General features: G+C 32.7%; 14 protein-coding genes. All 14 read left to right on the top strand.

Features of this window, described 5'->3' with window-relative positions; translation table 11 throughout:
• Window positions 1-196: 196 nt before the first annotated feature.
• The 14 genes from G5B12_RS16525 to G5B12_RS16470 all read left to right on the top strand — a co-directional run bounded on the left by G5B12_RS16525 (window position 197) and on the right by G5B12_RS16470 (window position 10,284).
• On the top strand, window positions 197-1,036 hold the full coding sequence (locus G5B12_RS16525; RefSeq protein ID WP_138344136.1) for a PD-(D/E)XK nuclease family transposase: 840 nt from the start codon (window positions 197-199) through the stop codon (window positions 1,034-1,036).
• Window positions 1,037-1,163: 127 nt separating this feature from the next.
• Window positions 1,164-1,301 (top strand): LytTR family transcriptional regulator DNA-binding domain-containing protein, encoded by a 138-nt coding sequence (locus G5B12_RS18575; RefSeq protein WP_015529878.1) that lies wholly within the window; start codon window positions 1,164-1,166, stop codon window positions 1,299-1,301.
• Window positions 1,302-1,560: 259 nt separating this feature from the next.
• Window positions 1,561-1,686 (top strand): hypothetical protein, encoded by a 126-nt coding sequence (locus G5B12_RS17865; protein ID WP_015529879.1) that lies wholly within the window; start codon window positions 1,561-1,563, stop codon window positions 1,684-1,686.
• 152 nt (window positions 1,687-1,838) lie between these two features.
• Window positions 1,839-3,200 (top strand): radical SAM protein, encoded by a 1,362-nt coding sequence (locus tag G5B12_RS16515; RefSeq protein ID WP_055039881.1) that lies wholly within the window; start codon window positions 1,839-1,841, stop codon window positions 3,198-3,200.
• A complete protein-coding gene (locus G5B12_RS16510; RefSeq protein WP_015529880.1) occupies window positions 3,200-3,871 on the top strand; it encodes an ABC transporter ATP-binding protein in 672 nt (223 codons plus the stop codon). Before G5B12_RS16515 ends, G5B12_RS16510 begins: the two co-directional genes overlap by 1 nt.
• Window positions 3,864-4,568 (top strand): hypothetical protein, encoded by a 705-nt coding sequence (locus tag G5B12_RS16505; protein ID WP_015529881.1) that lies wholly within the window; start codon window positions 3,864-3,866, stop codon window positions 4,566-4,568. The genes G5B12_RS16510 and G5B12_RS16505 overlap by 8 nt, the downstream gene beginning before the upstream one ends.
• Window positions 4,559-5,206: a hypothetical protein gene (locus tag G5B12_RS16500; protein WP_015529882.1), complete on the top strand. Its 648-nt coding sequence runs from the start codon at window positions 4,559-4,561 to the stop codon at window positions 5,204-5,206. The genes G5B12_RS16505 and G5B12_RS16500 overlap by 10 nt, the downstream gene beginning before the upstream one ends.
• Window positions 5,207-5,247: 41 nt before the next feature.
• Window positions 5,248-6,531, top strand: a complete 1,284-nt coding sequence (locus G5B12_RS16495; protein ID WP_055039880.1) for a hypothetical protein — start codon at window positions 5,248-5,250, stop codon at window positions 6,529-6,531.
• Window positions 6,531-7,133 carry a response regulator transcription factor gene (locus G5B12_RS18165; RefSeq protein ID WP_055039879.1) on the top strand — a complete coding sequence of 201 codons (603 nt, stop codon included), beginning with the start codon at window positions 6,531-6,533 and terminating at the stop codon, window positions 7,131-7,133. Before G5B12_RS16495 ends, G5B12_RS18165 begins: the two co-directional genes overlap by 1 nt.
• 268 nt (window positions 7,134-7,401) lie before the next feature.
• Window positions 7,402-8,097, top strand: coding sequence for a transposase (locus tag G5B12_RS16485; RefSeq protein ID WP_015529886.1), 696 nt, complete (start codon window positions 7,402-7,404; stop codon window positions 8,095-8,097).
• Window positions 8,098-8,193: 96 nt separating this feature from the next.
• Complete coding sequence (locus G5B12_RS17695) at window positions 8,194-8,361, top strand: hypothetical protein (RefSeq protein WP_015529887.1); 168 nt, start codon at window positions 8,194-8,196, stop codon at window positions 8,359-8,361.
• Between the two features lie 544 nt (window positions 8,362-8,905).
• Window positions 8,906-9,058 (top strand): hypothetical protein, encoded by a 153-nt coding sequence (locus G5B12_RS16480; RefSeq protein ID WP_015529888.1) that lies wholly within the window; start codon window positions 8,906-8,908, stop codon window positions 9,056-9,058.
• A gap of 325 nt (window positions 9,059-9,383) precedes the next feature.
• Complete coding sequence (locus G5B12_RS16475) at window positions 9,384-9,857, top strand: sigma factor-like helix-turn-helix DNA-binding protein (RefSeq protein WP_171030278.1); 474 nt, start codon at window positions 9,384-9,386, stop codon at window positions 9,855-9,857.
• 253 nt (window positions 9,858-10,110) lie between these two features.
• On the top strand, window positions 10,111-10,284 hold the full coding sequence (locus tag G5B12_RS16470) for a hypothetical protein (protein ID WP_226840949.1): 174 nt from the start codon (window positions 10,111-10,113) through the stop codon (window positions 10,282-10,284).
• The last annotated feature ends 22 nt before the right edge of the window (window positions 10,285-10,306 follow it).

Here is a 10,306-nt window from a genome sequence, read left to right as displayed (position 1 = left end):
ATGGAAAATGAAATTTGCCGAAAGGTGTGTGAAAAGAATAAATATAATAGTTGGATGAAACTGATTGGAAATTATTGTTTTCAAGTGGTGTAGGATAAAATAGTGGCTTGTGAAAAGCTGATTTTGATGTTAAGATGAAATTGGGATAGGAGACATTTAGGAACCTATCCTGACATAGCAAAGAATGGAGGCGAGAATGGACGTGGCGAAAGAAGAAATCGTGAAAACAGAAGAATTGGAAACACGTTACGAAAGATACAAGGGTATCTTAAAAGACCTTACCATCATGAGCGATGTGTTTATGCGGAATGTATTCAAGAAACGGGAATGTACAGAATATGTTCTGCAGGTAATTATGAATAAAAAGGATCTGAAAGTGATTGATCAAGTTCTGCAGAAAGACTATAAGAATTTGCAGGGGCGTTCAGCTATTCTGGACTGTGTTGCCAGAGATTCTGAAGGCAAGCAGATGGATGTAGAAATCCAACAGGACAACGAAGGGGCATCTCCCAAAAGAGCAAGGTATCATAGTGGTCTGATGGATATGAACACATTAAATCCAGGACAGGATTTTGATGAACTTCCGGAAAGCTACGTGATTTTTATCACCAGAGACGATGCACTTGGATACGGACTTCCGATTTATCATATAGACAGGAAAATCGAAGAAGTCAGTGAGAATTTTAAGGATGAAGCTCATATTATCTATGTAAATTCTAAGAAACAAGAGGATACAGAATTAGGCAGACTGATGCATGATCTTCACTGTAAGAATGCAGAAGATATGCACAGTAAGATACTTGCTGACAGAGTATACGAATTGAAGGAAACACAGAAAGGGGTGGAATTCATGTGCCGTGAGATGGAACAGATTTACAGTGAAGGTATTGAAAGCGGTGAAATGCAAAAAGCAAAAGAGACAACGATTGCCCTTGCAGAGATGGGTTTACCTGCTGACAAGATTGCTAAAGCCGTTAAGATTGGCGTCGATGTCGTACAGAAATGGATTGATGAGAGCATGAGTGTTGCACATTAACAAATACTGAATTTCAAAGAAGCTGCCAGAAGATATGATTTTCTGGCAGCTTCTTTTTAAGAAATTGGAACACAAAGAAAAAGTGCTTTCTCAGAATTGATGTGAATAGAAATTAGGAAGCAAAACAATGCGAAGAGATTGTTCACTCGTGCAACTGGAAGACATGTTGGATAGAAATTTATTTATAAGAATTAGTAAGAGCGGCATTGTAAATTTAATGAATGTTGATTCTTATAAAAAAGGAACAATAAATATAAATGGATAAGAAATAAATGTTGCAAGAAGAAGACGTAAAGATTTCGAAATCGCATTCCAAAGATATGATCTTGAATTTAGAGGGGAATAAATGGAAATAGGAATATTATATTTATAGTAGTAAATAAAGCTTTTAATGATTAAGCTTAATGGCATAATCGACATAATCTAAGAACATTGCAGTAATTACTCATGTAAATGTCGTAAAGCTAATATATAATTTAGTCACTCGATAACAAAGTCGAGAATATACATAAGGAGGAAATGCCATGAATCCTAGTATTTCACCAATGGGAAACGGATGTAAATTATGTGCAGGATGTACAGGGTGTATGTTCTGTGGACCATCCGCAATTGCTGCAGCGGGTGCAGCAGGCTTTGTTGGATTTTTCTGAGTAATAAATCATAACAAGCAGAAGACTGGAAGTGAGATTTTACCGCTAGATAGTAATAATTCTCACTTCCTGTTCTTTCTATAAAATAATTACAGATGATAATAGAAATAAGATTGATTATATTGTAGGTTAAACAACAATAAGGAGAAGGTATGTATCTGAGATTAATTAACGTAAAAGCAATAGAAAGACAAAGAGATTCTTATATTCTTGTAATAAATAACCGTTATGAAAAGATGGGTGAATCATTGTATCGCATTAACAAAGATGCTTTAGAAATTATACGTAACCTAAATGGGACAAAAACATTTGATGATCTAGTTGACATGATGATCAGTTGTCATTTAGAGAAGAAAGAACAGGCTAAGTATAAATTAAATAATTTTTTGAATGAATTGGAGAAAAATCCAGGAATTTCTGTGGAGTATTTAAAAAAAACAAATCCAATAGAAATACCAATACTTGGAAATGGAAAAACACAGTATCCATCAGCTATTTCTGTAGAAATTACACATAGGTGTAATGCAAAGTGTTTGCACTGTTATGGAGAATATTGTGCAACGAATGCATTTAAAGATAATACAGAGGAAATAAAGAAGTTACTTAAGGATGCACGTAAAGCAGGGACAAGAGTAGTAGAATTTACAGGTGGAGAAGTCACGTGTCATCCGAGGTTTTTAGAAATCCTGAATGAAGCGTATAATCTTGACTATTCATTAGTAAGTATACTATCGAATGGTTTATTTTGGAATAAAGAATTGTTCGCACTGATTGCAGAACATAAGGAGCAGACAGTTGTACAAATCGATTTACACGGAGATAATGATGATTATATAAATTGGTTTATGGGAACACAAATACCCAATATTACTCACCGTGTTAAAGACACAATTATGAGAATTAATAATTCAGGAATACTGATGAGAGTTGTTACAATGGTAACACCGCAAAACATTGACCAAATTGAAAATATTGCAGGATGGGTAAAAGAAGCAGGTATCGAAACTTATGGTATATCAGCAATTACTCCTATGGGAAGAGCTGATTTAGAGGATAAAAATAATTTGCTTTTAAAGACATTAGAACAACATGAAAGGGTTGGTAAAGTAATAGAAAACATTAATACCCGATATGGAAAAGGGTTTTTATATAAAATTAAAGACGGAAATAGCAACGCAAAGAATTGTGGAGCATTTACATCGAATCCTTCAATAACGCCAGAGGGAGAAATCAAATTTTGTGCAATGGATAACCAGACAGTGATTAAATCTTTGGGAAATGTATTTAAAGAGGATATCGGACAGTTGTTTTCAAATAATTATCAATTAATGAATATGATTCGTGGTATACAAGCTCCAGATTATACAAGTAAAGAATGCTCAGGGTGTGAAAAAAAGTACTTTTGTAGTTATTGCATAATACGTGGGTTAGTAGCTGCTAAAGAAAAAGGCTTTGAAAATTGTGCATGGTATTCCCAATATATACCAAATGAGTTTAGGAGGCTGTTAATATAATGACAAATATTATTTCTATTTACAATCTTTCAAAAGCGTTTGATGGTAAGAAATTATTTCAAAATTTTAATTTTACTGTCAAGAAAAATTCTGTCCATGCCTTGATAGGAGCAAATGGAGCAGGAAAAACTACACTATTGCGTTTACTCACCGGATTATACGAACCAGATGAAGGAAAAATATCTGTATCGGGTAAACATGCAATGTTGCTTGAGAATGATTATTTATATGAGGATAAAACAGGTTTGGAGAACTTGAAAATCTTTGGGTTGTATTTTGGATACTACGTAAAGGACTATAAGAAATATAGTGATTCATTAAATATTACAGAACATTTATTGAAACGTGTTAGTACGTATTCAAAAGGAATGAAAAGAAAATTGTCAATTCTAATCGTTATACTAATCAACAGTGAGATTATTTACCTTGATGAGCCAACATCAGGGGTAGATCCGTTGTCTCGTGTTGAAATAAGAAAGATTATCCAGAAACTAAAGGAAGAAGGAAAAACAATATTGATTACATCTCATGATTTAAGTGAAATTGAGAAAAGTGCAGATTATGTCACTATGATTGAAAATGGTAAGGTTGTTTTCAATGAGGATATAGATAACATAAAAGGGACAACACTGGAAGAGTTATTTATAAAAGAAGGTGGAGATTATGAATAATATTAAAAAAGCTGTTTTTTATATTATATTTAAGAGTAAATCTACAATTTTTAATATGTTAGGAGTAGGAGTGCTTGGGACACTGATGTTGGTTGTATTTCAACAGGATCAATTTTATTCAAAAGGAACAGATTATCTTATTTTAGTTTTTTTTGTAGTTCTTTTAGGATGTACTCTTCTTCAGGCAAATTCTATAATAATAGATTTGACAGTGAAAGATAAAATGAGTAAACGGATGGAGTTTTTTTTAGCATCAGGGATTGATTTAAAGTTTATTATTAAGGCCTACACAATACAAATTTTAAAAGCATCAATTATAATTCCTTTTATTATATTTGTATTAGGTTATTATCTCATAGATTTTAAAATTTCATTTTTTGGTATTATAGCCTTTTTTATATCGACAGTAATAATGAGTTACACTGAAGTTCTATTTTTCAATACAATTACATTTTCTGTAGAAAAATATAAGTTATTTAAAAATATGGTCTTTTTTGGAAATTTTTTTCTGATTTATATTAGTGCTATGTGTGCGAATGAAATTGTTGAATTTGTATCAGGTTTAAATATTAGTATGTATATTTTTATTATTATTCTGAATATAATTGGTGCGACAATTTTAGCTGTTATTTCTTTCAGAAAGATTTCTAAATTAGACAATGAAAGTGTTGTAAGGAGTGTTGGACAATGGATTTGACTATTATTAGGATTCATGTGAAAAAAATTTTAACAGGTAATTTTGTTTTTATGAGTCTAGTAGCAATTATTTTTGGTATATTAACCTTATTTAGTAAAGGGCAGGAAAAAATAATTGGCTCATATACTTATATTGATATGCTTTGGAAGGGGTATATTTTTTTATATATTATATTTGCCTGTGAATTAAGTAAAGATTTACTACAAATGGAAAAAATCACAAGAAGAATAGAGTGGTTGATTGCAAATGGGACTAGGCTTCAATCTATCCTTATTAATCATACAGTTTCTTTGTGGATATCAACTCTCTTACTTCTTATGCCACTGTTAGGTATTACTATATACAAAATAGGATCACCTGATGTTGCCCAAATACTTGATTTCTTTACATTTACCTTATTAAGCAGTATAATTATTAATGCAGTTATTTTGGTTATAAGAGATATGAATAAATATAAGGGAATTTCTTTGCGTATATCAGTATTTTATTTTTTTATTTTAATTATTGAGAGTATGTTTTATTCCTGGAGCAATAATTTTATTTTAACTGTTATAATAAAGTATGTAATAAGTTTGTGTGTTAGTGTATTTGTTCTGCGAATGGCCACTAAAGAGAGAATTGTAATGGCATACTACTAGATACGGTAAATGATGTTTCAGTGATGTGGGTGAAAAAGAGTATGAAGAGTAAGTACAGCATATATATTCTGCTCCATATAGCTATAATTGTTATGTGGAGTTTTTTTTATAAATTTAATTTGATTACAAATGATGCTGTAGAGATAAATGCATTATCTATGATATTGTTAGTTTGTTTTATTAGTGCATTATATGTATATATTATGACATCACAAAAAAAAACAGATATAGTGGATAGTATTGATTATACAGTTCCTATATTATTCTGTAGTTCCATGATACATAGAACAGGTATTATAATTTTTGAAATCGCATTTGTATTATTTTTATTGTATAAGGCAAGGAATTTATTAGCCAGGAAAAGATATAAGGAAGAAATAACTGTTCTTATTTCTTATTTTTTGGGATTGCTTTTTTACATTAATCGGTTTGTCCTTTTTTCTTCGTTTATGATAGTATTGGGCATGGCGGTAGATATTTTTGTTAAGTATAAATGGATAAATTTCAAATATGTACATATACTTCCGACTTCTGCAAAGAAGTCAAAATATATTTTAACCTTATGGATACCACTAGTAGTATATATATCTTATATTTTTGATTGGGATTCATTTTGCCTTAATATGATTTTCCAGGTTTTTATGCTATTGTTTGAAATATTAACTATGATACATATAGAGGATAGGCAAGAATTTTATAGAGAAATAAGTTCCTTTTTTTTCTTAACAAAGTATATAAATACTGAAAGAGAGAATTTTTCAAGAATACTTCACGATGATATTGTCCAGGATATCAGAGCATCTTACAATTTATTAGCATTAGAACAACCGGATATTGTGCTATCGAAAAAGGTTTTATTAAATCTGGAAGATCGTGCAAGGAAAATGATGAATTTTTATTCGGCAAATATTTTTCTGGAATATGGTGCCTATATTAATTTAGAAAATATGTTAAATTCTATACAAGCCATATATCCAAATAAGAAAGTTCAATTAAAAATTGATATAAATGAAAAAGCAGAAAAATATCTAAAAAATAAAGTGCATTTAGAAATGCTGTTACAGATTAGTAAGGAATTGATTAACAATATTTTTAAGCATTCCAATGCGACTTATATCAAATACGAAATAAAATTGGACGAAAATATGGTGTTAATAATTAACTGCAAGAGTGATGGGGCGAGTGCAATAGATTATGAAAATATTTTCAAGTCTAAAGGTGGTGTGCTACTTTTGAGGGTGCTTGTAGAGGCAAACAATGGGAAATTGACATATAATTATTCAAATGGCATTTTATGGTCTAGTGTCGAGCTGGAGGTAGATTAGTGAAAATTTTACTATTTGATGATCATAGATTATTTGGAGAGAGTTTAAAGAAATTACTGATAGAGAGTCAATTTGTATCACTTTGCTACTATGTTGAAAGGGAGAATGATTTTTTCCGTACGTTTCGAGAAAAAGAATTTGATATTATTCTATTGGACATAAATTTAAAGAATAGTTCTGAAAAGAATGGATTTGAAATATTGGCAGATATATTATCAATTAATCCAGATTCAAAAGTAGTTATACTTTCTTCGTATGATATGCCTATATACAAAAAGATGGCATTTGACAAAGGAGCTGCGGATTTTATAAATAAGTCTGTTTCTATGGAGGAATTAGTAGAAAGATTAAAGAGAGTTCTTTGTAATAAAACATATTATAATAAAATTCCAGATATTGAGGTATTAACAGAGAGGGAAATTGAAATATTACGAGCAATTTGTAAGGGGGATATAAAGAAGAAAATAGCAAAGAATCTTTTTATAAGTGAACGTACATTATATAACCATATTCAAAATATTTATGATAAACTTGAAGTATCTAATACAGTTGAAGCTTATAACAAAGCAATAAAGCTAGGATATATTGAGCCATTAATGTAATCTGTTCCGAATTTAAGTATTTTTTACTTTTTTTGATAGAATTGTAGGCAGATAATTAACTATAAATGAGCAAGTTCGTGATTTTGCATAAAAGAGAGACACCTTGATTCCGTGTGTTGTATAATGAAAGTACCTAAACAAACATTTGCAACATTTACGAAAGAAGGTGTCTCTCGCAAATACTATACATCATTCTACATTCATATACAACCAGCTTAAGAAATTAAACTTATACAAATTTTATTCCAATCGAGTGATAAATCATCTTATGAGCATTCTGATCAGCATATTTCTTTTAGGATACCATGGGAAAACCACGGACTTTGCTAAAAACAGTTCCTGTCACAGGACTACGATCGCACATTTCCTTAATTCAGGAAAATGGGATGATTCCTCACTTTCAGATACGTTAAAACGTTCTGTTATAGAGATTATTTATTCAGAAGCAGCTCGCACCGGAAAGCCTTTTTTCTGTATTGTAGATGATACGACAGCTTCAAAAACAAAGCCTTCGTCACAGGCTCTGCATCCAATTGAAGACGCGTACTTTCACCAATCCCATTTAAAGGGGAAACAGGATTACGGACACCAGGCAGTTGCTGTTATGCTTTCCTGCTGGTATACTTCTGAAAAAATAATCAACACTTTCGCAGCCGGAGGATTTCATACCATAGGTGCACTGAAAACAAACCGGATGCTTTATCCATTTGGATTCAAAAAGAAACTTAATGAGTTTGCTGCTTTTTTAACGTCCACACGTTCCAATTTTCGCCTTGTGACAGTGAAAAAACAAAAATATTACGTGTATCGTTATGAGGGAAAACTCAACGGTATTGAAAATGCCGTAGTTCTTTTAAGTTATCCGGAAAAAGCATTTGGAAATCCAAAAGCACTGCGTGCTTTTCTCAGTACAGACGTTTCATTATCATTGGACGAAACACTGTCTTATTATGTCTGCCGGTGACCGATAGAGGTATTTTTTCGCCAGTGTAAGAATAAACTGGCACTGGACAGCTATCAGATACGTTCTGCACAGGGAGTCCGAAGATACTGGCTTCTTATGTCAATGGCACATTTTATGTGTGTGACAGGGACTGGTGAATTCTGTTCTTTTGAAAAAGGCTACCACCGGATTGGAAGCATTATTCAGACAGAAAAGTATCAGTATCTCTTCCAACTTGCAAAAGGAAGTAATGATTTTAAGGCATTTATGAAGTTAGCAGGATAATTTTGTGCAATTTTTCAAATTTGCTCATTTATAGTATATTTCTTAACTTCCTGTAAAATTAACTCTCGTTCCAAATAAATGGCTTATTTATGCGGTTTGTGCGTGTTATATCGTTAACGACACGAGAATTAATTAACTCTCGAGAGTTAACTTATAAAACAGTCACAAATCCATTATTATAAGGTTCTCGTACAGTCGAGAGTTAATTCATCAGGAAGTTAACAATATTATACACAGGATCTGTTAATGTACATATCAGGATAACTGCTTCTGGATTTAAGCTCGAGATGTTCATGGAAAGTTTGTATTAAGAGGGCCTCTGAAAATGAGGTCCTCGATATTTTTATCAGAGTATTATAATTGAAAAATAGTAACGAATTTATGAAGTATCTCTGATTGTGCAGATTATGTACCAGAAGTTTGGGCTGGGATTACTGCTTGCAAGAAAGGGAAAAGACTGGTATCGGATAGGATTAGTATTAAAGAAAAGTTCTTTTATTCGATAAAGTTTTCTACGGACAGAGGATATGCGACGAGCCTTGGTATGAATATATATCTATGGAAAGAGGATATTGAAGACGGAGCGTCGGTGATGACAGTCGAATACAGACCTGTAGAATATGGAAAGGATTATGATGTTGTCAATAATCCTGATATATTTGAACTCTATATAGATGGAAAAGAAGTAAAAGAATAGCAGGGTGAACTTTTAACACCGAAATATGTACGATTTCTGTTATGACATGAACTTATGGGAACGTATTGCGGATACTTTGTGAACTTTATCCTGATACAATGATTATGCTGATGAAAGAGGGCATAGATAACTGAATACAAGAAAGAGACAGAAGCCTCAGTAGTTAAGAAAAACTACTGGGGCTTTTTTTCGTGCCTGAATTTATCAGCCAATAACTGCGGATGTGTCCCGGCAGGATGAAGGCGGAGCAGGCATGATCCTAAACAAAGGTCCTCCTTCCGAATTTGAAACGAGCAACAAGATTTCAAATTCAGGAGGAACGGATATGTATATTGAACACCCATATTTTTACGAAGGAAAGTATTACGCAAATATTGATGGAGAAATGATCGAGATTACAAAAGAAGTTGCGTATGCGATGAATAATTTTTACAGAAGCAGCAAGGCAAAAAAAGTTGAGATTAAGAATGAACTGGGTGAGGTTGTGGATAAGATGCTGAGAGAAGTACCTTACAGCGGTCAGTCCATTGATGGAGAAGGCTTCATGATTGAGGATTTTCCAGATCTGAACTGTGATGTGGAGCACTGTGTACTGACAAAAATGGAACAGCAGGATATTCACACAGTGATCAATCAACTGAACTTAGAGGAACGCATGATTATTTATGGTATTTTCTTTGAAAACAAGACACAGACACAGATGGCGGAGATTATGGGGATTTCCAGACAGATGCTGTCATACAAGTTAAAATCCACTCTTAATAAGATGCGTGAAATGTATATGAATAAATTTTTTTAAAAAATTTTTCAAAATCTTTTGCATCTGCCAAAGTCATTTGACTTTAGTAATTAGAGGAAGTTAAAGGACTTCCTAAAATGAACCATGATAACTGAATATCCAATAATAACTGACGTGACATTTCATGCAAAGAGCACGAGGAAGATGCCGCTATAGGATTATAAGACAAAACAAAGATTTTTAGTTCAGTCCGTAATGCTGCGAAAAAGCACTGACCGAAGCCAGCTGGCAGGCTGGTGATGCGATGATATGTATGAGATGCGATACACTTGCAGATCCTGAGAAGTCTGTAACTGGTAAACCTATGAACTGCTGGAGCCTGGAAACGAGAGTTTCCGGGTTGTGGTCCGGAGTATGCATCCGGGCAGGTTATTATTCCCTTCCTGCATATGCGGGAGTAACGATTCGGGGTATCGAGGATAAATAGAATCGAGCGAGCACTGTTTAAT

The organism is Blautia sp. MSK.20.85 (assembly GCF_013317245.1).
Classification (GTDB): Bacteria; Bacillota; Clostridia; order Lachnospirales; family Lachnospiraceae; genus Blautia_A.
The sequence above is the reverse complement of the archived record's forward strand: the minus strand, read 5'-3'. Positions and strand labels throughout refer to the sequence as shown.

Bases quoted from the DNA above. Each gene is read 5' to 3' on its own strand.
- G5B12_RS16525 (WP_138344136.1), top strand. From the start codon at position 197: ATGGACGTGGCGAAAGAAGAAATCGTGAAAACAGAAGAATTGGAAACA.
- G5B12_RS18575 (WP_015529878.1), top strand. From the start codon at position 1,164: ATGCGAAGAGATTGTTCACTCGTGCAACTGGAAGACATGTTGGATAGA.
- G5B12_RS17865 (WP_015529879.1), top strand. From the start codon at position 1,561: ATGAATCCTAGTATTTCACCAATGGGAAACGGATGTAAATTATGTGCA.
- G5B12_RS16515 (WP_055039881.1), top strand. From the start codon at position 1,839: ATGTATCTGAGATTAATTAACGTAAAAGCAATAGAAAGACAAAGAGAT.
- G5B12_RS16510 (WP_015529880.1), top strand. From the start codon at position 3,200: ATGACAAATATTATTTCTATTTACAATCTTTCAAAAGCGTTTGATGGT.
- G5B12_RS16505 (WP_015529881.1), top strand. From the start codon at position 3,864: ATGAATAATATTAAAAAAGCTGTTTTTTATATTATATTTAAGAGTAAA.
- G5B12_RS16500 (WP_015529882.1), top strand. From the start codon at position 4,559: ATGGATTTGACTATTATTAGGATTCATGTGAAAAAAATTTTAACAGGT.
- G5B12_RS16495 (WP_055039880.1), top strand. From the start codon at position 5,248: ATGAAGAGTAAGTACAGCATATATATTCTGCTCCATATAGCTATAATT.
- G5B12_RS16485 (WP_015529886.1), top strand. From the start codon at position 7,402: ATGAGCATTCTGATCAGCATATTTCTTTTAGGATACCATGGGAAAACC.
- G5B12_RS17695 (WP_015529887.1), top strand. From the start codon at position 8,194: ATGTCAATGGCACATTTTATGTGTGTGACAGGGACTGGTGAATTCTGT.
- G5B12_RS16480 (WP_015529888.1), top strand. From the start codon at position 8,906: ATGAATATATATCTATGGAAAGAGGATATTGAAGACGGAGCGTCGGTG.
- G5B12_RS16475 (WP_171030278.1), top strand. From the start codon at position 9,384: ATGTATATTGAACACCCATATTTTTACGAAGGAAAGTATTACGCAAAT.
- G5B12_RS16470 (WP_226840949.1), top strand. From the start codon at position 10,111: ATGAGATGCGATACACTTGCAGATCCTGAGAAGTCTGTAACTGGTAAA.